Origin of the sequence: Roseovarius confluentis (genome assembly GCF_002917925.1) — a bacterium.
GTDB lineage: Bacteria > Pseudomonadota > Alphaproteobacteria > Rhodobacterales > Rhodobacteraceae > Roseovarius > Roseovarius confluentis.
Genome location: NZ_PPFE01000001.1, coordinates 818,165 through 843,275 on the forward strand (window position 1 = coordinate 818,165; position 25,111 = coordinate 843,275).

Sequence of the window (25,111 nt, forward strand, 5' to 3'; positions counted from 1 at the left end):
ACCTAACCAGATGCGATTTTCTCTTTGTGTAACGGCCCTTGTCGGGCTGACCGCCTGTGCGCCCAGTGTCCCGGACAGCGGCGCGGGCTTTCCTGACAGCGGCAGTGGCGTTGGCTTCGGCACCTCGGACGATTATATCGCCCAGCAGCGAGCGCGCGATGCGGAGCTTCAAGGCAACTCGGCCGTGCCACGTGCCGGCGCGATCTCGCCCGAGACCCGCAACCAGGCCAATCCGGGCGCACCGCTCAGCGCGACGCAAGGCGCGAACGCGCCTGCCACCGGCGGCACGGTCACGTCGTCCACGAACGCCACGCGCCAACCCGGCTCGGGCGCCTACACGCCCACCGGCGGTCTCAATTCGGCCTCCACCAGCGACGAGATCGCCCGCGAAACCGCGGCGCGGCTGGCCGAAACCTCGCAGAACTCGGGCCAGCAGATCGTTCATGCCAGCCCCTCGAACCCCGCGCCCCAGACCGTGACCAGCGAGGGCGGCATCTCGAACGAGAACAATTTCGATGCCGTGGGCAACGCCCGCTCGATCCAGGATGACGCAGAACTGATCGCCCAGAACCGGGCGCAGTACCAGGTGGTCCAGCCCGGCGCCCTGCCCGAACGCAGCGGCAATACCGGCCCCAACATCGTTCAATACGCGCTGGAGACCAGCCACCCCAAGGGTCAACAGCTCTATACCCGCGTCGGTATCAACAAGCAGGCCAAGTTCCAGCGCAACTGCGCCAAGTACAACTCGCCCGACCAGGCGCAGACCGATTTCCTGGCCCAGGGCGGACCGCGCCGCGACCGCATGGGGCTCGACCCCGATGGCGATGGATATGCCTGCGCTTGGGATCCCCGCCCGTTCCGCGCGGCGGTGCAGAACTGATCTTCGGACAGGCCGCGTGACAGCGCCGCTCTGGCACCCCTCGCCCAACTTCGGGCCGCGCCGCCTTGGCGCGCAGCCCGACATCGTGGTGATCCACTACACCGCCATGCCCAGCGCCGAGGCCGCGCTTGAGCGTCTCTGCGATCCGCAGGCCGAAGTGTCGGCGCATTACCTCATCGCCGCCGACGGCCGCGCCTGGCAGATGGTGGCCGAGGTCGCCCGCGCCTGGCACGCCGGGTCCGGGTCCTGGGGGGATGTGACCGACATCAACTCCCGCTCCGTGGGGATCGAGCTCGACAATCCCGGCGAACGCCCCTTTCCCGAGCCGCTGATGACCACGCTCGAGGCGTTGCTGCCCGGCATCCTGCGCCGCTGGTCCATCCCGCCCGAGCGGGTGATCGGCCATTCCGACATGGCGCCCGAGCGCAAGGCCGACCCCGGCCCCCATTTCGACTGGCAAAGACTCGCCCGCAAGGGCCTCGCGATCTGGCCGGGTGAGCCTGAGGATGCGCCAGAAAGCGATTTCGACACCGCCGCCACGCGCTTCGGCTACCCGCCTTCCTGCGACCCGGGAAAACGCCTGCAAGCCTTCCGCGACCGCTTTCGCCCCGGCACCACCGGCCCCGAAGACGCCACTGACCGGGCGCTCATGGCCTGCCTTGCCGCGCAATGGCCCGTTGCGCAATCGCGCGGAAACGCATAGATCACCCCTCGCGCGGAGGGCCGGACGGCCGCGTGGGTGAACGCCCGCGAGGAAAGTCCGGACTCCACAAGGCAACGGTGCCGGGTAACGCCCGGCCGGGGCAACCCGAGGGAAAGCGCCACAGAAAACAGACCGTCCCGGACTTGATCCGGGATAAGGGTGAAACGGTGGGGTAAGAGCCCACCGCGGGACGGGCAACCGGACCGGCATGGCAAGCCCCACCGGGAGCAATGCCGAATAGGGATCGCATTCGGGCCGCCTTGGCCCCGCGATCCGGGTTGGCAGCTAAAGCCTGCGGGCAACCGCAGGACCAGATGAATGGTCGTCCTACGACAGAATCCGGCTTACAGGCCCTCCGCGCAATTCCAATCAAATCGTGCGGCTGCGCCGCGCTTTATTGTTTGATTGGGGTCAGCCCCAAACCCCGGGATATTTCCGGCCAGAATGAAGAGGCCTGCCAAGGCAAGCACCCCTGGCGCAACTGGTCAGGCATCCATTCGCTCGAGGCAGAGGCAACGACGACGCGACCATCTGTCAGCCGCACCTAGAGGTTCTGGCCGACGCGCTCGTATCCACAAATGTCGATTTGCCGAAAGTTTAGAGAGGTTTCCTGACCGCCATCGGCCCGGATCGGCGTTGCGCCCTGATCGTCTGGACCCCGCCACGATTCACTTGGAACGCGCCACTGCGGGCGACAAAATTGATCGCCGTCATCGTATCACCGCTCTTCCTCAATACCGGCCATGTCTTCACGGTGCAGACTTTGTTATCGTGACGCGCATATGTCGGCAAACCACATCCATGCCTGGAATTTTTCTCGCCACGAACACCGACATGAGCCATGCGTGGCGACATGTTGGCAACAAACATCTTTGGGTTACGCCCAGTTTCCGCGCACAACGGGCCCTACCCCCTTGACCCTTCCTGCAAGCGGGACCAACGTCAGAGAAATCGTCGAAAGAAAGGGACAAACGTGGCGGCTCGAACCGATTTGCTTGATAGCACCTCGCGCATTCTGGGCGATCTGATCGGCTTTCCCACGATATCGACAGACCCCAACATCGACCTGATCAACTCCATCGCCAACCGTCTCGACATGGTCGGCGCGCGGGTCGAGATCTTTCCCGACCCGTCCGGGCAGAAGGCCAACCTCTTCGCCACGATCGGCCCCGAACGCGATGGCGGCATCGTGCTGTCCGGCCATAGCGACGTTGTTCCCGTGGCCGATCAGGACTGGGCGTCGAACCCCTTTGACATGCTGGAACATGACGGGCGGCTCTATGGCCGCGGCACCTGCGACATGAAGGGGTTTATCGCCGCCACGCTGGCCATGGCCCCGCAATACGCCGCGCTTAACCCCGACCGCCCGCTGCATTTCGCCTTCACCCATGACGAAGAGACGGGCTGTTTCGGCGCCCGTGCGCTGGCCCAGACCCTGCGCGCCAAGGGGCTGACGCCAGGGGTCGCCATCGTGGGCGAGCCGACGATGATGCGCGTCATCGAAGGGCACAAGGGCTGCTATGAATACACCACCCGCTTTTCCGGGCTGGCGGGCCACGGCTCGGCCCCCGATCGCGGCGTCAACGCGGTGGAATACGCCGTGCGCTACATCGCGCGCCTTCTGGACCTCAAGCACAGGCTGCGCGACCGCGCCCCCGCCGACAGCCTGTTCGAGCCGCCCTGGACCACCATCAACACCGGGCGGCTGTCGGGCGGCGTGGCCCACAACGTCATTCCCAGCGAGGCGGTCGTGGACTGGGAAATGCGCCCGGTGCAGACCTCGGACGCCGATTTCGTCAAGGACTCGCTTAAGACCTATATCGAGCAGGAGCTTCTGCCCGCCATGCGCGCCGTCGACCCGGAGTCAGACATCGTGACCGAGGTCATCGGCGAGGTCGAGGGTCTCATCCCCACCACCGACAACGAGGCCCGCACCATCGTGTCGGAACTCACCGGCGCCAACCACGCCGAATGCGTGGCCTTCGGCACCGAGGCCGGCATCTTTCAATCCCTGGGCATGTCGGCCGTGATCTGCGGCCCTGGCTCGATCGAGCAGGCCCACAAGGCCGACGAGTTCGTGGCGCTCGACCAGCTGTCGCAATGCCTCGACATGCTGGAACGATTGCAGGACAAGCTGGTTGCATAACCAGGAGGCACGGATCTGACACCGCAGCCCCGACACTGCCCCAACACAAAGAAGGTGCGCATGCTTGAAAAATCCGCCTGTTTCGCCGTGATGCTCGCCGTGGCCCAACCGGGCCTTGCCGCACCGGTCGAGACGCCCAACGGCACCGTGACCGGCCATTTCGGGGAAACCGAGTTTGATCACCCGCTGCTGTGCGAACGCGACCCTTTCGTCATCGCCCGCACCCATGACGGCGACGGCGCCCCGGCCTTCGAGGCCGCCTTCGTGTCCAACGGCGTCACCAGCATCGAGGTCCGCACCGACACCGAGACCCGCCAGTTCGGCACCTCCACCGACGCCGCTGGCTTTCCGCTGGTGATCGAGGGCGAGGTCGACGGCACGGTCTTTTCGTTCGAAGTCGCCTGCCCGGACGGCTTCGACATGTAAGCCATGCGCTCGGCGGGATGACCCGCCGCGTCACGGCTTTTTCTTGCTTCAAATACTCAAGACCAGCCGGTCGCGGTCAATCGCGCCGGAAGGTCATGTAATGCGGCACCCGCCCCTCGCGCAGGGCCTTCTGCTCATAGCGGGTGGAAATCCAGTCACCCCACGGCTCCCGCCAGTCGCGCGGCCCCTCGGCCAACCAGGTAAAGCCGTGGCGCGGCACCTGTTCCATCGTCTGGCGCACGTAATCGGGAATGTCCGTGGCGACTCTGAAAATCGCCCCCGGCTTCATCACCCGCGCCAGCGGCTCCAGGTGCTCGGGCGTCACGAACCGCCGCCGGTGGTGGCGTTTCTTGGGCCACGGGTCGGGATAGAGCAGGAACGCCCGCGCGATGCTGGCCTCGGGCAGGACGTCGAACATGTCACGCACGTCGCCGGGATGGATCGCCACGTTCTCGACATGGCTGTCACGCAGCTGCCCAAGCAGTTTCGCGACCCCGTTGATGTAGGGCTCGCAGCCGACGATCCCCACGTCCGGGTTCTCCGCCGCCTGGTGGATCATGTGCTCGCCACCGCCGAAACCCACTTCAAGCCATACATCACGTTCGCCGAACAAGGCCCTGAGGTCTATGGGTTTTCGCTCGGGGTTCACCTCCCAGTCCACGGCCCCCGGCGACCACGCGGCCAGGTCCTCGTCCAGGTAGGCTTCCTGCGATTTCTTCAGGTGCTTGCCCTTGAACCGGCCGTAGAAATTGCGCCACGGGGCGCCCGAGGAATGCTTGCCTTCGCTCATCTCACGCCTCCGCCGCGAAAACCCGGCGCAGCACCAGCAGCGCGGGAATGTTCACCAGGTACATGCAGATACCATAGACCGCCGACGGCACGGCGAATTCCGACAGTCCCGTGCTGGCCGCGACGATATTGGCGATGGTGATCCCCACCGTGGCGTTCTGCACGCCCATCTCCACCGCGATGGCCAGACCGTCGCGCCCGGCGATCCCCATCAGCCGTGCCAAGCCGATCCCCACAGCCAGCAACACCAGGTTCAGCACGATCAGGAACGGCCCCAGCCGCGCGAAGCTTTCTGTCAAGAGCGCCCAGTTGCTGGCAATCGCCGCCGCCACGATCAGCACGAACAGGATCAGCGCCACGATCTCGCAGACCCGCTCGATCCGCAGCGCGAACCCTGCCGCGAAACGGCGCAGCAGCAGCCCGATGAACACCGGCAGCGCCGTGATCAGGAACATCGCCACGCCCACCTTCACGACGCTGATCTCGGGCGCGGCCTCGCCCATGAAATGCGTCGCAGCCCAGGCCACCAGCACCGGCAGCGTCAGCACCGACAACAGGCTCACGACCGCCGTCAGCGTGATCGACAGCGCCACGGTGCCCCCGGCCAGCTTGGTCAGCATGTTCGACGTGACGCCCCCGGGGCTGAAGGCCAGCAGCATGATGCCGAACGCCATGCCCCCGCCAAAGCCCCAGGCCGCGATCAGCGCATAGGCCACCAGCGGCAACAGCACGATCTGCGCCACGATGCCGGTCAGCGCAGGCTTGGGCAGGCGCAGCACCCGGCCGAAATCGGCGAAATGCAGCCCCAGCCCCAATGAGAACATGATGAAGGCCAGCGCCAGCGGCAGGCCGATATCAAGGATCATCCCGGTCCCTCCCTTTTGGCGCAGTCTAAGGGCCGCAGCGGGCCATGTCGCGCATGAAAAACGCGGAGGAAATCCCCCGCGTTTCGATGCCGTGCTGTCTGGCTCAGACCGCTTTCTTCAACGCATCCACCAGGTCCGTGCGCTCCCAGCTGAAACCGCCATCGGCGTCGGGCTCACGTCCGAAATGGCCGTAGGCCGCGGTGCGCTGGTAGATCGGCTTGTTCAGCTCCAGCTGTTCGCGAATGCCGCGCGGCGTCAGGTCCATGACCTTGCGGATCGCCTTTTCGATCTCCGCGGGCTCGACCGCGCCGGTGCCGAACGTGTCGGCATAGACCGACAGCGGCTGCGCCACCCCGATCGCATAGCTCAACTGGATGGTGCAGCGTTCCGCCATGCCCGCGGCGATCACGTTCTTGGCCAGGTAGCGCGCGGCATAGGCCGCCGAGCGGTCCACCTTGGTCGGGTCCTTGCCTGAAAACGCGCCGCCGCCATGCGGGGCCGCGCCGCCGTACGTGTCCACGATGATCTTGCGGCCCGTCAGGCCCGCATCGCCGTCGGGTCCGCCGATCACGAACTTGCCCGTGGGGTTCACGTGCCAGGACGTGTCGTCGCCGATCCAGCCCTCGGGCAGGACTTCGCGGATATAGGGCTCTACCACCGCGCGCACGTCCTCGCTGCTCATGTCCTCGTCGAAATGCTGCGTCGACAGCACGATCGAGGTGACGCCCACCGGCTTGCCGCCCTCGTAGCGCACCGTCAACTGCGACTTGGCATCCGGGCCCAGCGTCGGCTCGGCCCCCGATTTGCGGACCTCGGCCAGCCGCCGCAGGATCGCGTGGCTGAACTGGATCGGGGCGGGCATCATCGCGTCGGTCTCGTTCGTGGCATAGCCGAACATGATGCCCTGATCGCCCGCGCCCTCGTCGCCGCGCTCGCCGGTGACACCTTGCGCGATATGCGCCGATTGCTCGTGCAGCAGGTTGGTGATCTCGCAGGTGTTCCAGTGGAACTTGTCCTGCTCGTATCCGATATCCTTGATACAGGCCCGCGTGATATCCTCCACGCTTTCCATGTATTGACGCAACTTGTTCTGGTCGGTCAGGCCGACTTCCCCGCCGATCACGACACGGTTCGTCGTGGCAAAGGTCTCGCAGGCCACCCGCGCCAGCGGGTCCTCGGACAGGAACGCGTCGAGGATCGCATCGGAAATGCGGTCGCACACCTTGTCGGGGTGCCCCTCCGAAACGGATTCGGAGGTGAAAACATAATTATCTCGGGACATGAAAGTGCTCCATTAGGGTCAATTCCCGCCACGCCAGGAAGCCGTTGTGGCAGGTACCTCGCTTCCTTAGGCGGGCCGTACCCGAAGGTCAATCGCTAAGTCCGCGCCTCGCGCTGCCTGCGTGACAGGACCCCGCCCGCCAGCATCAGCAGCACCGCCAGCACCAGCACCGGCGCCTCGCCCGTCCGGCTGTAAAGCGTCGGCGGCAAGGGCGGCGGCAGGGGCGTGTCGATCCAGCCCGCCTCGCCCAGGGGGATATGCGCCAGAATCCGGCCCGTGCCGTCGACCATGGCCGAGACGCCGGTATTGGCCACGCGCACCATGGGCAGGCCCTGCTCGGCGCTGCGCAGCCGGCCCTGCGCAAGGTGCTGGTAGGGTCCCGAGATCTTTCCGAACCACGCGTCGTTGGTGATCATCAGGATCATGTCCGGCCGCTCGGGGGCCGACAGGATGTTGCGGGCAAACACCCCTTCGTAGCAGATCAGCGGCACCGCCGTGCCCAAGCGGCCCATATCCACAAGCTCCACCCCCGGCCCGGCGGAATATCCCCCGCCCTCCTCGGCGGCAAGGCCATGGATGCCGAACCGCGCCATCAGGTCGCCCAGCGGCATGAACTCCCCGAACGGGACAAGGTGATGCTTGTCATAGACCTGGCTGACCGTGCCGGTCTCGTCGAGCCGCAGAAGCGAGTTGTAGAACCGCTGCCCGTCCAGCCGCCGCAGGCCCAGCACCACCGGTGCCCCCTGCGCCGAGGCCGCGATGCCGCCCAAAAGGTCGTCGGACTCGTGCAGGAAGGTGGGGATCGCCGTTTCCGGCCAGACCACCAGGTCGGGTCGTCCATCCTCGCCCGGAGCGGCGGTGAACTGCCGCTGGCGGTCGTAGAACATCTGCAGGTTCTCGGGCCGCCATTTCTCGTGCTGCGCCGCGTTGGGCTGCACCAGCCGCACCGTCTGCGCCTCCGGTCCCGGTGCGGCGGCGTCCGTCGGCGTCATTGCCGCGCCCGCGCCATAAAGCAACGCGATGCCCGCGAGTCCTGCGGCCCCGGCCATGCGCCGGCCCGCGCCCAGGTGCCACAGCGCCACCGCCGCCCCCATGACCAGCGCACACAGGCCCAGGGCCCCGCCCACGGACGCCCAATACAGCAAGGGCGTGTCGATCAGCACATGCCCCACCTGCGCCCAGGCGAACCCGGTGAAAAACCATCCGCGCAGCACCTCTCCGATGACGAAGGCCCCGACCAGCGCCACGCCGCTGCGGGGGGCGATTGACCGTGCGGCGGCAAAGGCCGCGGCCCAGTAGGATGCCATGAACACCGACAACCCAAGCACCGCGAAGGGCGCCATCCAGCCATGCCGCGCGGCATCCACCAGGAACGGCTCGAAAATCCAGCTGAGCGCGATGACGAAATGGCCGGTGCCCGCCACCAGCCCGAGGATCGTGGCCGACAGCCACCCGCGGGTTTCGCGCCAAAGGCCGAAAATCACCGCCAGTGCGATAATCGTCAGCGGCCACAGTCCCCACGGCGCCTGCCCCAGCGCCGCCGCGGCGCCCAGGCCGGCGGCAAAGGCATAGCGCGTCCACACGCGGCCCTCACCGATCTGCCGCGTCAGCGCGTCAAGACGGACCATGAATTACCCCTCGATCGCCTCGGGCAGGCGCACCCGCAGCCGCTTGATCCGCCGCGGATCGGAATCCAGCACCTGGATTTCTATGCCCGTGGGATGCTCGACCAGCTCGCCCCGCGCCGGAACGCGGCCCAGCAGCATGAAGACCAGCCCGCCCAGCGTGTCGATCTCTTCCTCGTCGATCTCTTCCGAGTCGGTCAGCGACAGCCCGATCTCGGCCTCGAACTCCTCCAGAGGGGCCTTGGCCTGCACCACATAAGAGCCGGGCTTTTCCTCGGACCAATAGGCGCCCTCGTCCTGGTCGTGCTCATCGGCGATCTCGCCCACGACCTGTTCGATCAGGTCCTCGATGGTCACCAGGCCGTCGACCCCGCCATATTCGTCGATCACCAGCGCCATGTGCCGGCGCTCGGCCTGCATCTTCTGCAACAGCACGCCGATCGTCATCGATGGCGGCACGTACATCAGCGGACGCAACAGCTCTTCCAGCGAATAATCCGCGCCCTGCCCGTTGAATCCGTGCTTCAGCGCGAAATCCTTGAGGTGGACAAAGCCCGTTGGCGTGTCCAGCGTGCCCTCGTACACGGGCAGACGCGTCAGCCCGCTTTCGCGGAACGTCTGGACCAGTTCATCCTTGGTGACTGTTGCGGGTACGGAAACAACGTCCGCCTTGGGGATCATCACGTCCTCGACGGAAAGCCGCCGCAGGTTGCCCAGCCCCAGGTTGGGCGCGAGGCCGTTGCCTGTCGTGTCATCCCCATCACCCTGCAGGTCGTCTTCCTCGCCGCCATACTCTTCGTCCACGCCCAGCGCGCCAAAGAAGCGACGGAAGAACCCGCCCTGCGTGTCGTTCTGATCCTCTGCCGGATCGTCGCCCTTGTATGCCTCGGACCGCGCGCCATGCGCTGCCATAGAAGAGGCGTCGTTGCTGTCGTTCATCTTACCTTTCCGAATCGTGCCCGCGTTCGCGGACAACGGGTAACTCAATATGGGTCAGGCAGACCCAGTTTGCCAAGTATCTCCACCTCGGTTCGTTCCATCAAGGTGGCATCCTTGTCACGAACGTGATCGTAGCCCAGCAAATGCAAGATTCCGTGAACGATAAGATGCGTCACGTGGTCCTGCATCGGCTTGCCCGCCGCGCGGGCCTCTTTCGCGCAAGTGTCGAAGGCGATCGCGATATCGCCCAGCTCGGGGTCGAGGCCCGCATCGGGCAGGTCCGGCACGTCACCTTCGGCGCCTGCGCCCCGCTCCTCGCTCGGCCAGCTCAATACATTGGTCGGCGCCGCCTTGTCCCGGAAATCTTCGTTCAAGGCGGCAATCCGCGCATCGTCGCAGCCCAGCACCGCGATTTCCCACTCCGCGGGGTCCAGCCCCAGGTGCGCCAGCGTCGCCTCCGCCGCCCGCACGGCCAGCCGCTCCAGCCCCGCGTCCAGCCAGCGGTCATCCTCGATGACCGTATCGACAGAAACGCTCACACCGGGCGCAGGCCGGAATTTTGCAAAATTCCGGATCGGAAAATTGCAATTTTCCGGGCAATTTTCTTCCAAAGAAAATTGTGCCCGGCCTCAGACATCCGCGTCGTAGGCCTCGATGATCGCCGCCACCAGCGGATGGCGCACCACGTCTTTGGAAGTGAAGTAGTTGAAGGCGATCTTCGGGATATCCTTCAACAGCCGCTCGGCATCGTGCAGCCCGCTCGTCACCCCGCGCGGCAGGTCGATCTGGCTGCGGTCGCCGGTGATCACCATGCGGCTGCCCTCGCCCAGCCGGGTCAGGAACATCTTCATCTGCATCGAGGTGGCGTTCTGCGCCTCGTCCAGCACCACGAACGCATTGGCCAGCGTGCGCCCCCGCATGAAGGCCAGCGGAGCTATCTCGATCCGCTTCTCCTCGATCAGCTTGGCCACCTGCTTGGCCGGGAAGAAATCGTTCAGCGCGTCGTAGAGCGGCTGCATGTAGGGGTCGACCTTGTCCTTCATGTCGCCCGGCAGATAACCCAGCTTCTCGCCAGCCTCCACCGCCGGCCGGCTTAGGATGATGCGGTCGACATGCCCCTCGATGAACATGCTGACGCCCACAGCCACGGCAAGGTACGTCTTGCCGGTGCCCGCCGGCCCGATGCCGAAGGCCAGCTCGTTGGCAAAGAGCGCCTGCACATAAGCCTTCTGCGCGTCCGTGCGCGGCTCGACGGGCTTCTTGCGGGTCTTGATCTCGACCCGCCCGCCCTTGAACATCTCAAGCTGGTCACCCCCATCCGCCGCCGCGTCGTCGCCCGCGCCGCGGTCGGCACTGCCGCCCGCCCCCATGCGCAGCTCTCGGTCCACGTCGCCATGCTCGACCGTGCGGCCCTCTTCCAGCCGCTGGTACAGCGCCAGCAGCACGTCGCGCGCCTCCTTGGCCTGCTCCGGATCGCCAATCACGGCAAGCTGGTTGCCCCGGCGCAGGATCTGCACGCCCAGCTTCTTCTCGATTTCGGCAAGGTTGCGGTCGTATTCGCCGCACAGGTCGATCAACAGGAAATTGTCGGGGAACTCGACAACCGTTTCCAGAATGTCGCTGCTTTCGGATTGCGACGTCAGCACGTTCGTGACCAATCAAATCTCCCTGTCAAAGGCCTGTGCCAATGCTGCCAAGATGCGCCCCCAAGGGCAAGGCCCACGGCGCAATTGTCACGGCTTTGAAACGAAAAATGCCGCAGCGGGTATCGCTGCGGCACGAATTTCGGCGAAAGCGGCATGTCAGGTGCTTGGGTCCGGCACGGGCGAACCCGACTTGTACCCCCCGGTCGCCACGGTCGGCGGTGCGGTGCCCGAACAGACCGGCTTGCCGTACTTGTCCAGCCGCTGCGACAGGTAGCCCTCGGTTCCGTCGTCGATGATCCAGTGATCACAGCCGTTCGGATCGACCCAGATCCCGGCCTGAAGCTGGCTCAGGTGCTTGGAATCAAAGCCACGGTCGACGGTCTTGTCAGTCTTCGGCACGTCGCAGGCGCTGACGAGGCCCGCAAGGGGAACGACGGCGATCAGTTTAAGAAGTTTCATCATGGTCCCCTTCAGCGAATGCAGATGATTTCGACGCGGCGATTTTGCTGCATGCCGGCGGCGGTGTTGTTCGATGCCTTGGGCAGACGCTCGCCATAGCCGCGTACATCCGCGATCCGCGCGCCGGTGCCGGCAGCGATTCGCGCCACCGAGTTGGCCCGGCGATAGGACAGGTCGATATTGTACTGGTCCGACGCACGGCTGTCGGTATGCCCGGTGATGATGTAGGAAATCGCCCCCGTGCTGCGGAAGAACTCCTGCAGACGCGCACGACCGGCCGAATTGATATTCGCGCTGTCAGTCGCAAAGAGCTGGTCGGTGTTGACCACACCGCACACGTTGCCGCGGCGGCAGACCGGGATGCCCTGGCGGTTCACGTGCGGGGTCATGTACCCTTCCCAGCCGTCATCCATCACCCAGTGTTCGCACCCGTCCGGATCGACCCAGATCGTCGGCACGTAACGCTCACCTTTCACGACCCGCTGGCCACTTTGCGCCTGACCGGGCTCGGTCATCGCCACGACACCCAGAGCCACGGCAGCAAGGCCGCTCATCAGGGTGCGCACTGTTTTCGAAAACGTGTTCGTCACAGCCACTGTCCTTTTTATTATTTCCCCCGCTTGTCACGGTACCAGGCAGCGATTCCGCGACAAAAAACAAATTATTGTTTGACTTTAGCAAGTTCCGGCGCGTTGTGAAGTATAAATAGCCAGATATTGTGGCACTGCGGGAAACAATGGCCACCTATGGGTTATCCACACCCCGACAGGCCAAATTACCCCGCCACCAGAGGGCGTTACGGCCAGACCGCCGGAAATTCAGGCAGGCAGCACCCGCCCGCCCAGAGAATTGGCGCCGCTCTCGATGATTTCCACCCGGCGCAAGTCGCCCGACTGCACGGTGGAGTCGCTCACATGCACCGCGTGCAGGTAATCCGACTTGCCCACCATCTGTCCGTCGCGCCGCCCGGCCTTCTCGAACAGCACGCCCACCTCGCGGCCCACCATCGCGTCCTGGATCGCGCGCTGCTGCTCGGTGATCAGCGCCTGAAGGCGGTGCAGACGCTCGGTCTTCACCTCCTCGTCCAGCTGCGCACGCTCCGCCGCGGGCGTGCCGGGCCGTGTGGAATACTTGAAGGAATAGGCATAGCCATAGCGGACCTCTTCGATCAACGCCATCGTGTCCGCGAAATCCGCCTCTGTCTCTTCGGGGAAGCCCACGATGAAATCCCCCGACAACAGGATATCGGGCCGTGCCGCGCGGATCCGCTCGATCAGCCGGATATAACTTTCCGCGGTATGGCTGCGGTTCATCCGCTTCAGAATCCGGTCGCTGCCGGACTGCACCGGCAAGTGCAGGTACGGCATCAGCTTGGCGCACTCCCCATGCGCCGCGATCAGGTCGTCGCTCATGTCGTTGGGATGGCTGGTGGTGAACCGGATGCGCTCCAGCCCGTCCACCTTGTCCAACTCCCAGATCAGCTGCGCCAGCGACCAGTCATTCCCGTCCGGCCCCTCGCCATGGTACGCATTCACGTTCTGACCCAGCAAGGTAAGCTCGCGCACACCGCGTTCCACCAGCTCCTTCGCCTCATCCACGATGCGGCTGACCGGGCGGCTTACCTCGGCCCCACGGGTATAAGGCACCACGCAGAAGGCGCAGAACTTGTCGCAGCCCTCCTGCACGGTCAGGAACGCGGTCGGGCCCCGCTTGGCCTTGCCACCGCGCTTGCGCAGCGTCTCGAACTTGTCATCCAGCGGAAACTGCGTATCCAGCGCCTTGTCCCCACCCCGTGCCTTGGCCTCCAGCGCTGGCAGGTTGTGATAGCTTTGCGGCCCCACCACCAGGTCCACCATCGGCTGACGGCGCATGATTTCCTCGCCTTCGGCCTGTGCGACACAGCCCGCCACGCCGATCTTGAGGTCCGGCTTGGCGTCCTTCAGCCCCTTGAACCGGCCCAGCTCCGAATAAACCTTTTCCGCGGCCTTTTCGCGAATGTGACAGGTGTTGAGCAGAATCATGTCCGCGTCGTCGGGCGTGTCCGTCTCGACATACCCCGCGCCGCCCATGGCCTCGGCCATGCGCTCGCTGTCATAGACGTTCATCTGGCACCCGTAGGTCTTGATGTATAGCTTCTTCGCTTCGGACATGGCCACACCCTGCATCTCAAGCGGTTTCAAGGCGCCTGCCTACACCACCTGCCGCCCGACTTGCAATGCGCCGCGAATTGCGGAATTTTACCGGCGCAGCCCCAGAGGATGACGATGCAGTACCCCACCCTCTCCGCCTTTTTCGACAGCCCCGGCACCGCGCTCGCCAAGGGCCCCGTCGCCATGATCTTCGTCGAGGACGAGGTCGAGGTCGACAGCGCCATCCGCCACCACCTCGACACCGGGTTTGCGTCGGTGCTGGTTTTCATGCCCCACGCCTTTGACCTGGCCCCCGACGTGGCCGACCGGGTCGAGCGGATCGGCCATGACATCGCGGCGGGCGACAGCTTCGTCGAGGCGGTGAACCGCGTGATCGAGGCCGCACCGGGCCTCTGGCTCTATTATTGCTTCAACGCCGAATACCTGTTCTTCCCGTTCTGCGAGACGCGCACCGTGGGCGAAATGCTGGCCTTTCACACAGAGGAACGTCGCGACGCGATGTTGAACTACGTGGTGGACCTCTATGCCGGCGATCTCGACCGCCACCCCGGGGCGGTGTCGCTGGAGGATGCCCATCTCGACCGCTCGGGCTATTACGCGCTGGCGCGTAACGACCCCGACAACCACAACCACCCGCGCGAACGGCAACTGGATTTCTTCGGCGGCCTGCGCTGGCGCTACGAGGAGCACATTCCCCCCGAACGTCGCAAGATCGACCGCATCGCACTGTTCCGCGCCAAGCCGGGGCTGGAACTGCGTCCCGATCACACCTTCAACGACGAAGAATACAACACCTATGCCTGCCCGTGGCACCACAATCTGACGGCGGCGGTGGCCTCGTTCCGCACCGCCAAGGCGCTGAAACGCAACCCGGGCTCGACCTTCGACATCCACACCTTCAAGTGGCACAATTCCGCGCCCTTCGAATGGCATTCGCGGCAATTGCTGGATCTTGGCCTGATGGAACCCGGCCAGTGGTTCTGAAGTGACCCTAGCGCGTGGACCGACGCCGCGCCGCCCAGATCCGCAAATCCAGGATCACTTTCACCGTGGCGCCCAGCGCCAGCGCAAATAGCGCGTACTTGCTCACCGTTTCCATCGTGCCTTGAATAAGAACCGCGTGCAGGCCCGTGCCCGCAACGATCAGCACCGCCAGCGCCGTATGCGCCCGCCGCCATGTCATCGGCCGCACCCCCAGCCGCTTGCGCATCACCGCCAGCGCGGCGGTGGCAAAGATCAGCCACATCACCAGCACGCCCCAGACCGAGAACGGCGTGGGCGAGCGCAGCAGCAACGCATCCACCACGTCCGGCGGGCTGGTCAGCCACAGCCCGCCCACATGCAGCACCACCAGCGCCACGATCCCCGCGCCGACCCAGCGATGCACCCGCCGCCCCTTCAGCGCAGGCACACCGGGCAGGTATCCGCCCGCCAGCAAGGGTTGCAACAGCATCAGGGCAAAGCCCACGATCCCGGCAAAGCCGGCCAGGATGTAGATCGGTTGGCGCCATTGCAGCAGCGGGCTGAACCCCGCCGCCACGACGGGCACAAGAAGGGCGGCGCAGACCGCCGCCCATATCGAAAGCTTGCGAAACATCAGGACTTTACGCCGGGACCAGTACGAACTCCACGTCAAGTGAAGTCTGCCCCGGGCTCGTCATCACCGGGCGCAGGAACACCGTCTCGAAGCCGCCATCGTCATACTCGGCATCATAGGCCAGATGGCCGTGCGGCTGACCAAAGGCAGGCACGATCTGCGGCATGTCCATGACGAACCGCCCGTTCCGGTCGGTCAGGGTCGCACCATGGCTTTCCGGGTCGCGCTCGTGCCCCTCGGTGGTGTGCGCCCACATCTGGATGCGGCGGCCTTCAAGCGGCGCACCATCCCCCGCACGACGCACCGTGCCGGTCATGGAAAAGCCGCCATTGCCAATGCGCTCCACGATCTGCGCACCGGGGCGATAATTGTTGGCGCCGCCCGGCATCGTCGGCGTCGGCTGCACGCCCGCCGCTCGCGCCGGCACGATCAGGCCCGATCCCAGAGCCACGGCGGCGGCCGCGCTGCCGGTCGCCATCAGCTTGCGTCGATTGATCAGTCGGGGTCTCATATCGGTCTCTCCTGTCAGGTCGGGGGCGCAGGCTGCCATACCGGGCACAACCTGCGCCATCATACCCTATTCAAGATAACGCCGATCCGCCGCAGGCAAACCGCCCTCACGCCACCGTGACCGCGCGAATTCGTCCCGATCGGCGGCGTTCGGCCCAGCCGCCATCGATGACGCGGCATCGCCGCTCAGCGTCATACCGCCTGCCCGGTCCATTCCGGCAGCGGAAACACCATGTCGTACAGCCAGTTAAAGCCCAGCGCATAGACCATGTAAAACAGGGCGAACGACAGATCCATCACCAGCGCGTGCCACAGCGAGACCTGCAAATACCACGCGATGAACGGCATCAGCACCACCAGGAGCCCAAGCTCGAACAGGCCCGCATGGACAACGCGCACCATCGCGGTCTTGCGAGTCGAGCCTGTCCGGCGCCGCAAGACCAGGTCGAAGCCGAAATTGAACACCATGTTCCAAAGCGTGGCGATGGTCGCGCTGACAAGGCCGACCACCCCGATATCATGCATCGGCATGCCAAAGGCCACAGCTCCCAGCGGAACGATCAGGATCAGGGCGATGATTTCAAAGCTCAGCGCATGGCGCAGACGGTCAAACGGGGATCTCATGGAACCCTCCCACATCTAACCGGGCCGTCCCGGATGCAAACTACCCGTTTGGGGAGGTCGTCCTCTGCACAGTCAGATGCGGCTTCATCGCGCCGCTTTCAAGCGACACCGCTCGGATCGTGGAAGATGTGGCAGAAAAGGCACCACCCGCGCGTCGTATCGCGGTCCCGGTTACTGCCGCAGGTTCATCAACGCCCGCGTGATCGCGCTATGCTCGCTCGCGTTGCCGCTACCCAGGTCGCTCATCGCCGTCAGATAGCCGCTGCCGGTCTCGGTGCTTTCCAGCCAGTCGACACCGTAAGCATAGACACCCTGCATCCGGTCATGCATCACCGGGTATAGCGCCCGCTCCTGCCAGATCGCCGTCATGCACAGCCCCATCAGACAAACCTGAACGCCACGCGCCCACTTGCGGGCGGTCTTGCCCTTGGCCTGGCGTTTTTCGAGGCGTACCTCTTGGGGAGAGCGCATGAAAGTCATGCGTACAAAGTCCCCGAATCCCGTGGCAATATTGTGGCGATACTCGGACCAAACCGGGACATCTCAAGGTTTAGTCAGTTTCGCGCTTTACCCTAAAGGTTCTCCGGCTGCGGCATCCCCAGCACGTGATAGCCGCCATCGACCTTGATCACCTCGCCGGTGGTGCAGGCGCCCGCCGGGCTGGCCAGGTACACTGCCGTGCCCCCGATCGCCTCCAGCGTGGCATTGGCCCGCATCGGCGAATTTTCCTCGGTGTGCCGAAAGGTCCGCCGCGCCCCGCCGATGGCCGCGCCCGCCAGCGTCTTCATCGGCCCGGGGCTGATCGCGTTGACGCGGATCTTGTCGGGGCCAAGATCGTTGGCCAGGTAGCGCGTCGTCGCCTCCAGCGCCGCCTTGGCCACGCCCATCACGTTATAGTTCGGCACCACCCTGTTCGACCCCTGGTAGGTCAGGGTCAGCATCGTGCCGCCGTTCTCCTTCATCATCGGATAGGCGCGCCGGGCGATCTCGATGAAGGAATAGACCGAGATATCCATCGAATGCTTGAAATTCGTCCGGCTGGTGTTCAGGAACCGTCCAGACAGCTCGGACTTGTCGGAATAGGCGATGGCATGCACCACGAAGTCAATCGTCGGCCAGGTTTCGGCCAGCTTGGCAAAGGCCGCGTCCAGCGACTCGTCCTTGGTGACATCCACATCCATCAGGATGTTGGACCCCACCGAGTTGGCCAGCGGCTCGACCCGCTTGGCAAACGCCTCGCCCTGGTAGGAAAAGGCCAGCTCCGCGCCCGCCTCGTGCATCGCCTTGGCGATCCCCCACGCGATGGACCGGTCATTCGCCACCCCCATGATCAGGCCGCGCAGTCCTTGCATAGAATTTGTCATCCGGCGTCCTATCCGTCGAACCGGCTCAGCAGCATCGAGCCATTCGTGCCGCCGAAACCGAAAGAGTTGGTCATCACCGTATCAAGCCCGGCATCGTCCACGCGGGCCGTCGCGATCTCGCCCTCAAGGATCGCGGGGTCCAGCGTCTCGACATTGATCGACGGGATGATGAAATCGTGGTGCAGCGCCAGCAGGCAATAGATCGCCTCCTGCGCGCCCGTGGCCCCCTGGCTGTGCCCGGTCATCGACTTGGTGGAGCTGATGGGAGGCACCTTGCCCTCGCCGAATATCCGGCGCACGGCCTCCACCTCACCCGCGTCACCGACCGGGGTCGAGGTGCCATGCGCGTTGATATAGCCAACCTTGCGATCCTCGGGCAGCGTCTGCAGCGCCAGGCGCATCGCCCGTTCGCCGCCTTCGCCGCTGGGGGCAACCATGTCATGCCCGTCGCTGGTGGCGGCATAGCCCGTCACCTCGGCATAGATCTTGGCGCCCCGCGCCTTCGCATGCTCCAGGTCCTCCAGCACGACGATCCCGCCGCCGCCGGAAATCACGAATCCGTCGCGGCCCGCGTCGAACGCCCGGCTCGCCTTTTCGGGGGTGTCGTTATACTTCGACGACATCGCGCCCATCGCGTCGAACAGGCAGCTCAGCGTCCAGTCCAGTTCCTCGCCGCCGCCTGCGAACATCACGTCCTGCTTGCCCATCATGATCTGTTCCGCCGCATTGCCGATGCAGTGCAAGCTCGTGGAACAGGCCGAGGTGATGGAATAGTTGATGCCCTTGATCCGGAACGCCGTCGACAGGTTGGCGCTGATCGTCGAGGACATGCATTTCGGCACCGCGAATGGCCCGATCCGCTTGGGGCTGCCCTTTTCCAGTACCGTCTGGTGCGCCGCCAGCATGGCCGAGGTGGACGGCCCGCCGGACCCTGCCACCAGCCCGGTGCGCGGGTTGACGATTTCGCCCTCGTCCAGCCCGGCATCGGCGATGGCCTGTTGCATGGCGATATGCGCATAGGCCGCACCCGGCCCCATGAAGCGCAGGGTGCGCTTGTCCACATGCTCGGTGACGTCCAGCTTGACGTCCCCGGCGATCTGGCTGCGGAACCCGTGTTCCGCCATCTGCTCGTTGGCGGTGATGCCCGAACGTCCCTCCTTCAAGGAGGAAAGGACTTCCTCGGCATTGTTGCCGATGCTGGAGACGATCCCCAGCCCGGTGACGACGACACGACGCATGTTGCCTCCCTACCTGATTGTTCGCGTTGTAGGGCATGCAAGGCGGCGGGTGCAAGATCAATGCCGCGTCCGGGAGGCTATCCCACCAGGGAAAAATGCTCCGGATCGATCGAGATCGTCCAGTGAACGCCCTCTGCGTCCAGGTGGTACAGCGCTTGCGTGCCCAGCATCGACGGCGCCAGCGAGGTCAGCACCGTGCTGCCGAATCCCGGCGCGTCTTCCTCGGGCGGATGCGCCAGGCTGCGTTCCTGCCAGCTCAGGTCCAGAACGCGGCCACCGGCCCCCTGCCCCAGCTTCCAGTTCAACTGCACCTCACCGGCGTCATGCGCCAGCGCGCCGTATTTCATCGCGTTGGTGGCCAGCTCGTGCAGGGCGATCCCCAACGTCTGGACCGCCTGCGGCAGCAACCGCACCTCCGGGCCCGACAGGCGGACACGCGCATCGTTTTCAACGGTGAACGGACGCAGATGACCCATCACCAGGTCGCGCAGGTCCGCATCGTCCCACTGCCCGCCGACCAGCAGATCGGTCGATTTCGACAGCGCCGTGATCCGGTCTCCGAACTTCGAGTTGAATTCCTCGACCGACGTCGCGCCCCGGGCTGTCTGGCGCTGCACCGCCGACACGATGGTCAGCATGTTCTTGGCCCGGTGGATGACCTCGCGCGACATCAGCTCGCGGGCTTTCTCGGCTTTGCGCAACTCGCTGATGTCACGGTGGATGTTGGAAATCGCCACCACGTCGCCATCCACGCCCCGGATGGGCGCACAACTGATCCAGACCTCGCGTGCCGTGCCGTCGCGGGCTATGCGCGCCGCCTCGAACTGGCTCAGTCGCCCCGCGATGATCTCGTCACGATACCATGCGACGGGCATTTTCTCGTCCTCGGGGTACATGGTCGCCAGCGATCTCCCGATGATCTCGTCGCTCGAATACCCGTAAAGCCGCTCCGCCGCCGGGTTCCACGACGTGATCTTGCCCTCCAGGTCATAGGTCAGGATCGCGTCCGACGTCCCCGCCACCAGCGCGGCCAGCGCGTTGCTGTCCACCGCCGTGCGTTTCAGCGCGTCCCGTTCCTGGTGGCGCTGCGTCACGTTGCGGTGCTGGATCGTCAGAAAGGGCTGCCCTTCGAAAACAAGCCGCGTTGCGGTCAGCTCGAACCAGCGTTTCACGGTGGGGCTGTCACAGGGGTATTCGCACACGAACGGATCGCCCGAGCGCAGCGTCATCTCCAAAGAGTCCGCAATCAGCCGGGCTTCCATGCTCGACTCGCCGTCCGCCGCCCGACAGATGTCGAAATAGTTGCTGCCGACATAGCCCGAGGGCGCCCCGTCATTCTCTGCACCGAACTGCTTCCAGGCGGAATTGGCCGCGATGACCACGCCGTCGGCATCCACGATCACGAACTCGTCCGGCAGCGCGTCTATGAATTCCGTCACGCCCATCCGGCCGACCGGCCCGAAAGCATCACTGTTGGTCTGCACGCGCTCTTGCCTCGTTACTCTATTGCGGTTGCGACCCTACGTGGGGACGATGTCCCACAGGCACAACCTTGGTATAATCGAAGCGACCTTATCCCAGCCCGTTCGCCCCGCTGCAATAAACTCGTTTAATTGTAGTTAACTTTACGTGACGTAAGCGAAAAATCGCCGAAATGCCGCCAAATCAGTCACTTAACCCGGCGCCGCACCCCTATGCCGCGAAAACTTGAGCGATTCTGCCCGTTGTGGCAGCATTTCGGCCAGATCGCGCCCATCGGCGCGGTGGACATTTGGAAATGACGTTGCGTAATGCGCCTCCGCCCCGCCAGCCGGGCCTCGACGACACCACCTTCCTGGTCTGCATCGGGGCGGCGAAATGCGCCACCAGCTGGCTGCACGCCTACCTTTGCGACCTGCCCGGCTGCGCTCCCTCGCCGCTCAAAGAGGTGCATTTCTTCGACGCCCGCCACCCCGAACACGCCCTGGGCGATCCCGACGCGCTGGCGCTGGCACGGCTGAAATTCCATCTCGACCAGCCGGGCGCGACACCCGATACCCTGAAACGCAGCCCCGCGTTCCGCGCCAGCCTCGACCGGGTGCAAATGGTTCACGACGACAGCGCCTATTTCCGCCACTTCGCCGGTCTGCGCGGCCCGGATACCCGTTGCGTCGCCGACATCACGCCGGGCTATTCCGCCATCGGCCCGGCGGGCCTTGCCGATATCCGCGATGTCTTCGCCCATCAGACCTGCCGCCTGCGCCTGCTCTTCATCATGCGCGATCCGGTCACCCGCTTCTGGTCGCAGCTGCGCCACCTGGAACAGATCGCGCCCGACACCCGCGCCACGCAGGACTGGGACAGGGTCCGCCACATGCCCGCCCTTGTCGCGCGGGCCGACTACACCGGAATCGTCACCGCCCTCGACGCCACCTTCCCGGCAGGCGACGTGCTCTATCTCTTCTACGAAACCCTCTTCACCGAGGCCGCCCAGCGCCGCCTCTGCGAATTCATCGGCCTGCCCCATGCCCCGGCGGACGCCGGCACGGTCCGCAACGAGACCACGCTCAAGGCCCCGCTGCCCCGCGCCGCCCGTGACGCGCTCGCGGCCCAGCTTGCGCCGCACTACGCCTTCTGCCGCGACCGCTTCGGCGCAGAGGTGCCCACCGGCTGGCAAGACTGACGGCCGGAAAAACTTTGAACCATCGCGCGCCGCGCGCCGACCCATCCCCGTACAACACGCGCCGATCATCCGTGGCGCACCAACGGAGGATACCAGAATGCCCGAAGATCTCGCACCCAGCTTCACCGACGACACCCTGCTCGACCCCGCCACCCGGTCACTGGCCGAGCGCATGGCCGACGACATCATCGCCCGCAGCGTCATGCAGTCATTCGAACCCAAGGATCAGGAAACCGTTCCGATGAAGGATTTCTCCGAACCCGAATGGGACAGCCTCGTGCCGCCCGACATCTCGGACAGTTTCGACTTCCTGCTCTAGGGCGATGCGATCAATGGGTCGCGCTTCAGGTCTCGCTAAGCGCGACCTTCATGTCCTTGACCTGGTAGATCACCTCGCCATCGGCCTCGACCCGGCCATCGGCCACGCCCATGGTCAGGCGCCGCGTCTGCACGGCCTTGGTGAAATCCACGTAATAGGTCAGCATCTTGCGGTCCGGGCGGACCATGCCGGTCAGCTTCACCTCGCCCACGCCCAGCGCATAGCCGCGCCCCTGCCAGCCGCGCCAGCCCAGGTTGAAACCCGTCAGCTGCCACAGCCCGTCAAGGCCAAGGCACCCCGGCATGATCGGGTTGCCCGGAAAATGACACTCGAAGAACCACAGGTCCGGCTTGATGTCGAACTCGGCCACCACATGCCCTTTGCCATGCGGCCCGCCATCGCCCGAAATATCGGTGATCCGGTCCATCATCAGCATCGGCGGCTCGGGCAGCTGCGCATTGCCGGGGCCGAAAAGCTCGCCACGTGCGCATTTCAGCAGGTCTTCGCGGTCGAAGCTGCTCGGGAAGTCGGCCATAGGGTCGCACCCTTTTCTCTATTGGTTCCGTTACCTGATCCTGTAACACCCCGCAAAACCCCCGCGCAAGCCCTGCCGCAATGCGCTATGGTGCAGAATTTTGTTTGAAATTCCCCCGCCACGCCCCCTATATTGATCCTGAGACAGGAGCGTTCATGACCGACACCGAGGCAACAACCCGAGGCACCGAATGGCTCGCAGGCGCAGGCCTGCGCCCGACCCGTCAGCGCGTTGCGCTGGCCACGCTGCTCGTGGGCGACGGACAGCACCGCCACGTCACCGCCGAAAGCCTCTTTGCCGCGGTCTGCGAAAACGGTGACAGCGTGTCGCTCGCCACCGTTTACAACACGCTCCGCGCCTTCTGCGACGTGGGCCTGCTGCAAGAGGTCACCGTCGACGGGTCCAAAAGCTATTTCGACACCAACACCCACGATCACCCGCATTTCTTCTGGGAGGACGAACAGCGCCTCTCCGACGCGCCCGCCGATGAGCTTGAGATCGCCCGCCTGCCCGGCGCCCCCGAAGGTGCCGAAATCGCAAGCGTCGACGTGGTGATCCGCCTGCGCCGCAAGTCCGGCTGAACCGCCCGGGATGCGCGCCGCTTATTACGAAACATTCGGAGCCCCCGAAGACGTCCTGATCATTGGTGAGGTCGACACCCCCACGCCCGGTCCGGGCGAGGTTCTGGTCCGGTTGACCCATTCTGGCGTGAACCCGTCCGACGCCAAGTCCCGTGCGGGCACCCGCCCCGGCGTGACCAAGCCCGATTTCCCGCGCATCATCCCCCATTCCGACGGCGCCGGCACGATCTTCGCCGTGGGCGAAGGCGTCGACCCCGCGCGCATGGATCAGCATGTCTGGATCTGGAATGCCCAGTGGCAACGCGCCCACGGCACCGCGGCCGAGATGATCGCCCTGCCCGCAGATCAAGCCGTGCCCCTGCCCGAGGGCGTCAGCCACGAGATCGGTGCCACGCTCGGCATCCCGGGCCTGACCGCGTGCCAGACCGTCTTTGGCGGCGGCGAAGTGGCGGGGCAGACTTTGCTCATCTCCGGCGGCGCGGGGGCCGTCGGCCACATGGCGGTGCAGCTGGCCAAATGGGGCGGTGCCACCGTCATCACCACTGCCTCCGCCGACGCTGCCGATTACGTGGCCGACACCGGCGCCGATCACGTGCTCGACTACCGCGACGACGATCTGACCGCGAAAATCAAGGACATCGCCCCCGGTGGCATCGACCGCGCGGTCGAGGTCGAGTTCGGCACCAACGCCGTTCTGCTGGCCGAGGTGATGAAGCCTCTGGGCACAATCGCCACCTACGGCTCGGCCAAGGACATGACGCCGGAACTGCCCTTCGGCGCGATGCTGTTCAAGGCGCTCAAGATCGACATTTCCCTGATCTACATCCTGCCCCCGGCGGAACGCGCCGCGGCAATCGCCCGCCTGCACGCCGCCCTCACCGAAGGCGCGCTGAAGCCCGCTATTCACGCCTGCCTGCCACTCGCCGATTGCGTCACGGCGCACAACATGGTGCTCAGCCCCGGCCGCCGCGGCGCGGTCCTGCTGGAAACCGTCTAAGCAGCCCTGCCTGCCATCGCAGCAGACCACACAGCTCAAGACAGCTCTACAGCTTCGCGAACTCCGCGCCGAGATTCCTGGTGCTGGCACCGGTCTCCAGCCGTTCGAGCATCGACGTGATCTTTTTCCTCCGCCGCCGCGAGCGGATCTGCCGCGCCTCGAGCTTGTGCGGTTTCAGCCGCACCCGCTCACCCTCGGCGTCCATGTCGAATTCGCGCACCGCGGCCACGACATGGTTGGCCTGGTTGGTCGCGCAGACCGCCATCAGCTTCAGACAGCGGTCCTGCAGGTCCGTCTCGTCCCCGCTGTGCCCCGCCCGGCGGGCAACATCCTTGAAGGTTCCGATATCGACATATCCGCCTGACGGGATCGGCCCCTGCCCGGTCACGTTCGCCGGCTGCTCCATTTCCTCTTTCCGCAATTCCTCGCGGTCGACAACGCTGGACACATTGACGTCCTCGCCCGTGTCGAGAGACGCCAGAACGTCCAGCAGGTAAGCGGGCTGCGCGCCCATGTTCGACACCAGGCACCGGGCCTGCATGTCCTGTCCGCCGCCACGGTTGATCAGGATGCTGGACCGGCGCTGCTGGATATACCCGCTCAGGAAGATATGCAGATAGACCAGCCACACGACCGTCGTCGTTAGGCTGGCCGCGATCTGAACGATCTCCACGTTCTCTTTCAGAAAGTCCAACATTGTCGTCACGTCTCTTGCTCTTGCCGGCGTTTGCACAAGAGCCAACGCAATTCCCGCGCGCGTGTTCCCGACCGCG

The 25,111-nt window shown here is 65.1% G+C and carries 28 protein-coding genes, 1 other RNA gene and 1 riboswitch; of the genes, 10 read left to right on the forward strand and 19 right to left on the reverse strand.

Annotated elements, in window-relative coordinates; all coding sequences use genetic code 11:
* Positions 1 to 10 precede the first annotated feature (10 nt).
* From C2I35_RS04025 to C2I35_RS04045, 5 genes are all read left to right on the forward strand, one after another.
* A complete protein-coding gene (locus C2I35_RS04025) occupies positions 11 to 880 on the forward strand; it encodes a hypothetical protein (protein WP_103761693.1) in 870 nt (289 codons plus the stop codon).
* Positions 881 to 896: 16 nt separating this feature from the next.
* Complete coding sequence (locus C2I35_RS04030; RefSeq protein ID WP_245890383.1) at positions 897 to 1,583, forward strand: N-acetylmuramoyl-L-alanine amidase; 687 nt, start codon at positions 897 to 899, stop codon at positions 1,581 to 1,583.
* 12 nt (positions 1,584 to 1,595) lie between these two features.
* An RNA gene (gene rnpB, locus C2I35_RS04035) (RNase P RNA component class A) lies at positions 1,596 to 1,946 on the forward strand.
* 610 nt (positions 1,947 to 2,556) lie between these two features.
* Positions 2,557 to 3,729 (forward strand): acetylornithine deacetylase, encoded by a 1,173-nt coding sequence (argE, locus tag C2I35_RS04040; RefSeq protein WP_245890384.1) that lies wholly within the window; start codon positions 2,557 to 2,559, stop codon positions 3,727 to 3,729.
* 60 nt (positions 3,730 to 3,789) lie between these two features.
* Entirely contained in the window at positions 3,790 to 4,155 is a 366-nt protein-coding gene (locus C2I35_RS04045; protein WP_103761695.1) for a hypothetical protein, read from the forward strand.
* Positions 4,156 to 4,231: 76 nt separating this feature from the next.
* Here the strand turns inward: C2I35_RS04045 and trmB are convergent, their stop codons facing one another.
* The 10 genes from trmB to miaB form a co-directional block, all read right to left on the reverse strand.
* Positions 4,232 to 4,945: a tRNA (guanine(46)-N(7))-methyltransferase TrmB gene (trmB, locus tag C2I35_RS04050; protein ID WP_103761696.1), complete on the reverse strand. Its 714-nt coding sequence runs from the start codon at positions 4,943 to 4,945 to the stop codon at positions 4,232 to 4,234.
* 1 nt (position 4,946) lies between these two features.
* Positions 4,947 to 5,810: a bile acid:sodium symporter family protein gene (locus C2I35_RS04055; RefSeq protein WP_103761697.1), complete on the reverse strand. Its 864-nt coding sequence runs from the start codon at positions 5,808 to 5,810 to the stop codon at positions 4,947 to 4,949.
* Positions 5,811 to 5,913: 103 nt separating this feature from the next.
* Positions 5,914 to 7,092, reverse strand: coding sequence for a methionine adenosyltransferase (metK, locus tag C2I35_RS04060; RefSeq protein WP_103761698.1), 1,179 nt, complete (start codon positions 7,090 to 7,092; stop codon positions 5,914 to 5,916).
* 5 nt (positions 7,093 to 7,097) lie between these two features.
* A riboswitch (SAM-SAH riboswitch) is annotated at positions 7,098 to 7,148 on the reverse strand.
* Between the two features lie 39 nt (positions 7,149 to 7,187).
* Positions 7,188 to 8,720, reverse strand: coding sequence for an apolipoprotein N-acyltransferase (lnt, locus tag C2I35_RS04065; RefSeq protein WP_103761699.1), 1,533 nt, complete (start codon positions 8,718 to 8,720; stop codon positions 7,188 to 7,190).
* 3 nt (positions 8,721 to 8,723) lie between these two features.
* Complete coding sequence (locus C2I35_RS04070; protein WP_103761700.1) at positions 8,724 to 9,656, reverse strand: hemolysin family protein; 933 nt, start codon at positions 9,654 to 9,656, stop codon at positions 8,724 to 8,726.
* A gap of 44 nt (positions 9,657 to 9,700) precedes the next feature.
* On the reverse strand, positions 9,701 to 10,195 hold the full coding sequence (gene ybeY / locus C2I35_RS04075) for an rRNA maturation RNase YbeY (RefSeq protein WP_103761908.1): 495 nt from the start codon (positions 10,193 to 10,195) through the stop codon (positions 9,701 to 9,703).
* A 90-nt stretch (positions 10,196 to 10,285) separates the two neighbouring features.
* The gene (locus C2I35_RS04080) at positions 10,286 to 11,314 is read right to left on the reverse strand and encodes a PhoH family protein (RefSeq protein ID WP_103761701.1); all 1,029 of its coding nucleotides are present in this window, start codon (positions 11,312 to 11,314) and stop codon (positions 10,286 to 10,288) included.
* A gap of 144 nt (positions 11,315 to 11,458) precedes the next feature.
* Positions 11,459 to 11,761 (reverse strand): hypothetical protein, encoded by a 303-nt coding sequence (locus C2I35_RS04085; protein ID WP_103761909.1) that lies wholly within the window; start codon positions 11,759 to 11,761, stop codon positions 11,459 to 11,461.
* Positions 11,762 to 11,772: 11 nt separating this feature from the next.
* Positions 11,773 to 12,276: an OmpA family protein gene (locus tag C2I35_RS04090; protein WP_245890403.1), complete on the reverse strand. Its 504-nt coding sequence runs from the start codon at positions 12,274 to 12,276 to the stop codon at positions 11,773 to 11,775.
* 303 nt (positions 12,277 to 12,579) lie between these two features.
* On the reverse strand, positions 12,580 to 13,911 hold the full coding sequence (gene miaB / locus C2I35_RS04095; protein ID WP_103761910.1) for a tRNA (N6-isopentenyl adenosine(37)-C2)-methylthiotransferase MiaB: 1,332 nt from the start codon (positions 13,909 to 13,911) through the stop codon (positions 12,580 to 12,582).
* A 114-nt stretch (positions 13,912 to 14,025) separates the two neighbouring features.
* Here miaB and C2I35_RS04100 point away from each other — a divergent pair, with 114 nt between their 5' ends.
* Positions 14,026 to 14,895, forward strand: coding sequence for a hypothetical protein (locus tag C2I35_RS04100; RefSeq protein WP_103761911.1), 870 nt, complete (start codon positions 14,026 to 14,028; stop codon positions 14,893 to 14,895).
* Between the two features lie 7 nt (positions 14,896 to 14,902).
* Here C2I35_RS04100 and C2I35_RS04105 read toward each other — a convergent pair whose 3' ends face one another.
* The 7 genes from C2I35_RS04105 to C2I35_RS04135 all read right to left on the reverse strand — a co-directional run bounded on the left by C2I35_RS04105 (position 14,903) and on the right by C2I35_RS04135 (position 20,728).
* Complete coding sequence (locus C2I35_RS04105; protein WP_103761703.1) at positions 14,903 to 15,508, reverse strand: ferric reductase-like transmembrane domain-containing protein; 606 nt, start codon at positions 15,506 to 15,508, stop codon at positions 14,903 to 14,905.
* A gap of 7 nt (positions 15,509 to 15,515) precedes the next feature.
* Positions 15,516 to 16,019, reverse strand: a complete 504-nt coding sequence (locus C2I35_RS04110; protein WP_103761912.1) for a Twin-arginine translocation pathway signal — start codon at positions 16,017 to 16,019, stop codon at positions 15,516 to 15,518.
* 191 nt (positions 16,020 to 16,210) lie between these two features.
* The gene (locus C2I35_RS04115; RefSeq protein ID WP_103761913.1) at positions 16,211 to 16,642 is read right to left on the reverse strand and encodes a PACE efflux transporter; all 432 of its coding nucleotides are present in this window, start codon (positions 16,640 to 16,642) and stop codon (positions 16,211 to 16,213) included.
* 171 nt (positions 16,643 to 16,813) lie between these two features.
* Complete coding sequence (locus C2I35_RS04120; RefSeq protein WP_146049955.1) at positions 16,814 to 17,113, reverse strand: hypothetical protein; 300 nt, start codon at positions 17,111 to 17,113, stop codon at positions 16,814 to 16,816.
* A 101-nt stretch (positions 17,114 to 17,214) separates the two neighbouring features.
* Positions 17,215 to 18,006, reverse strand: a complete 792-nt coding sequence (locus tag C2I35_RS04125; protein WP_103761705.1) for an enoyl-ACP reductase FabI — start codon at positions 18,004 to 18,006, stop codon at positions 17,215 to 17,217.
* 8 nt (positions 18,007 to 18,014) lie between these two features.
* A complete protein-coding gene (gene fabB, locus C2I35_RS04130; RefSeq protein ID WP_103761706.1) occupies positions 18,015 to 19,244 on the reverse strand; it encodes a beta-ketoacyl-ACP synthase I in 1,230 nt (409 codons plus the stop codon).
* 77 nt (positions 19,245 to 19,321) lie between these two features.
* Positions 19,322 to 20,728 (reverse strand): PAS domain-containing HWE histidine kinase family protein, encoded by a 1,407-nt coding sequence (locus tag C2I35_RS04135; protein ID WP_146049956.1) that lies wholly within the window; start codon positions 20,726 to 20,728, stop codon positions 19,322 to 19,324.
* Positions 20,729 to 21,021: 293 nt separating this feature from the next.
* Here C2I35_RS04135 and C2I35_RS04140 point away from each other — a divergent pair, with 293 nt between their 5' ends.
* Together C2I35_RS04140 and C2I35_RS04145 are read left to right on the forward strand one after the other, a co-directional pair.
* Complete coding sequence (locus C2I35_RS04140; RefSeq protein WP_103761708.1) at positions 21,022 to 21,906, forward strand: sulfotransferase; 885 nt, start codon at positions 21,022 to 21,024, stop codon at positions 21,904 to 21,906.
* A 97-nt stretch (positions 21,907 to 22,003) separates the two neighbouring features.
* Positions 22,004 to 22,225 carry a hypothetical protein gene (locus tag C2I35_RS04145; protein WP_103761709.1) on the forward strand — a complete coding sequence of 74 codons (222 nt, stop codon included), beginning with the start codon at positions 22,004 to 22,006 and terminating at the stop codon, positions 22,223 to 22,225.
* A gap of 25 nt (positions 22,226 to 22,250) precedes the next feature.
* Here the strand turns inward: C2I35_RS04145 and fabA are convergent, their stop codons facing one another.
* Positions 22,251 to 22,760, reverse strand: a complete 510-nt coding sequence (gene fabA / locus C2I35_RS04150) for a bifunctional 3-hydroxydecanoyl-ACP dehydratase/trans-2-decenoyl-ACP isomerase (RefSeq protein ID WP_103761710.1) — start codon at positions 22,758 to 22,760, stop codon at positions 22,251 to 22,253.
* 155 nt (positions 22,761 to 22,915) lie between these two features.
* Between fabA and irrA the strand changes: the two genes are divergently transcribed.
* Entirely contained in the window at positions 22,916 to 23,341 is a 426-nt protein-coding gene (gene irrA / locus C2I35_RS04155; protein ID WP_057795915.1) for an iron response transcriptional regulator IrrA, read from the forward strand.
* Positions 23,342 to 23,351: 10 nt separating this feature from the next.
* Positions 23,352 to 24,338 (forward strand): NADPH:quinone reductase, encoded by a 987-nt coding sequence (locus C2I35_RS04160; RefSeq protein ID WP_103761711.1) that lies wholly within the window; start codon positions 23,352 to 23,354, stop codon positions 24,336 to 24,338.
* 46 nt (positions 24,339 to 24,384) lie between these two features.
* Here the strand turns inward: C2I35_RS04160 and C2I35_RS04165 are convergent, their stop codons facing one another.
* Positions 24,385 to 25,044 carry a hypothetical protein gene (locus C2I35_RS04165; RefSeq protein WP_146049957.1) on the reverse strand — a complete coding sequence of 220 codons (660 nt, stop codon included), beginning with the start codon at positions 25,042 to 25,044 and terminating at the stop codon, positions 24,385 to 24,387.
* Positions 25,045 to 25,111: the final 67 nt, after the last annotated feature.

Excerpts from the sequence above, each read along its gene's own strand:
- C2I35_RS04025 (WP_103761693.1), top strand. The coding sequence starts at position 11 with ATGCGATTTTCTCTTTGTGTAACGGCCCTTGTCGGGCTGACCGCCTGT.
- C2I35_RS04045 (WP_103761695.1), top strand. The coding sequence starts at position 3,790 with ATGCTTGAAAAATCCGCCTGTTTCGCCGTGATGCTCGCCGTGGCCCAA.
- trmB (WP_103761696.1), bottom strand. The coding sequence starts at position 4,945 with ATGAGCGAAGGCAAGCATTCCTCGGGCGCCCCGTGGCGCAATTTCTAC.
- C2I35_RS04055 (WP_103761697.1), bottom strand. The coding sequence starts at position 5,810 with ATGATCCTTGATATCGGCCTGCCGCTGGCGCTGGCCTTCATCATGTTC.
- metK (WP_103761698.1), bottom strand. The coding sequence starts at position 7,092 with ATGTCCCGAGATAATTATGTTTTCACCTCCGAATCCGTTTCGGAGGGG.
- lnt (WP_103761699.1), bottom strand. The coding sequence starts at position 8,720 with ATGGTCCGTCTTGACGCGCTGACGCGGCAGATCGGTGAGGGCCGCGTG.
- C2I35_RS04070 (WP_103761700.1), bottom strand. The coding sequence starts at position 9,656 with ATGAACGACAGCAACGACGCCTCTTCTATGGCAGCGCATGGCGCGCGG.
- C2I35_RS04085 (WP_103761909.1), bottom strand. The coding sequence starts at position 11,761 with ATGAAACTTCTTAAACTGATCGCCGTCGTTCCCCTTGCGGGCCTCGTC.
- C2I35_RS04090 (WP_245890403.1), bottom strand. The coding sequence starts at position 12,276 with ATGACCGAGCCCGGTCAGGCGCAAAGTGGCCAGCGGGTCGTGAAAGGT.
- miaB (WP_103761910.1), bottom strand. The coding sequence starts at position 13,911 with ATGTCCGAAGCGAAGAAGCTATACATCAAGACCTACGGGTGCCAGATG.
- C2I35_RS04100 (WP_103761911.1), top strand. The coding sequence starts at position 14,026 with ATGCAGTACCCCACCCTCTCCGCCTTTTTCGACAGCCCCGGCACCGCG.
- C2I35_RS04105 (WP_103761703.1), bottom strand. The coding sequence starts at position 15,508 with ATGTTTCGCAAGCTTTCGATATGGGCGGCGGTCTGCGCCGCCCTTCTT.
- C2I35_RS04110 (WP_103761912.1), bottom strand. The coding sequence starts at position 16,019 with ATGAGACCCCGACTGATCAATCGACGCAAGCTGATGGCGACCGGCAGC.
- C2I35_RS04115 (WP_103761913.1), bottom strand. The coding sequence starts at position 16,642 with ATGAGATCCCCGTTTGACCGTCTGCGCCATGCGCTGAGCTTTGAAATC.
- C2I35_RS04120 (WP_146049955.1), bottom strand. The coding sequence starts at position 17,113 with ATGCGCTCTCCCCAAGAGGTACGCCTCGAAAAACGCCAGGCCAAGGGC.
- C2I35_RS04125 (WP_103761705.1), bottom strand. The coding sequence starts at position 18,006 with ATGACAAATTCTATGCAAGGACTGCGCGGCCTGATCATGGGGGTGGCG.
- fabB (WP_103761706.1), bottom strand. The coding sequence starts at position 19,244 with ATGCGTCGTGTCGTCGTCACCGGGCTGGGGATCGTCTCCAGCATCGGC.
- C2I35_RS04140 (WP_103761708.1), top strand. The coding sequence starts at position 21,022 with ATGACGTTGCGTAATGCGCCTCCGCCCCGCCAGCCGGGCCTCGACGAC.
- C2I35_RS04145 (WP_103761709.1), top strand. The coding sequence starts at position 22,004 with ATGCCCGAAGATCTCGCACCCAGCTTCACCGACGACACCCTGCTCGAC.
- fabA (WP_103761710.1), bottom strand. The coding sequence starts at position 22,760 with ATGGCCGACTTCCCGAGCAGCTTCGACCGCGAAGACCTGCTGAAATGC.
- irrA (WP_057795915.1), top strand. The coding sequence starts at position 22,916 with ATGACCGACACCGAGGCAACAACCCGAGGCACCGAATGGCTCGCAGGC.
- C2I35_RS04160 (WP_103761711.1), top strand. The coding sequence starts at position 23,352 with ATGCGCGCCGCTTATTACGAAACATTCGGAGCCCCCGAAGACGTCCTG.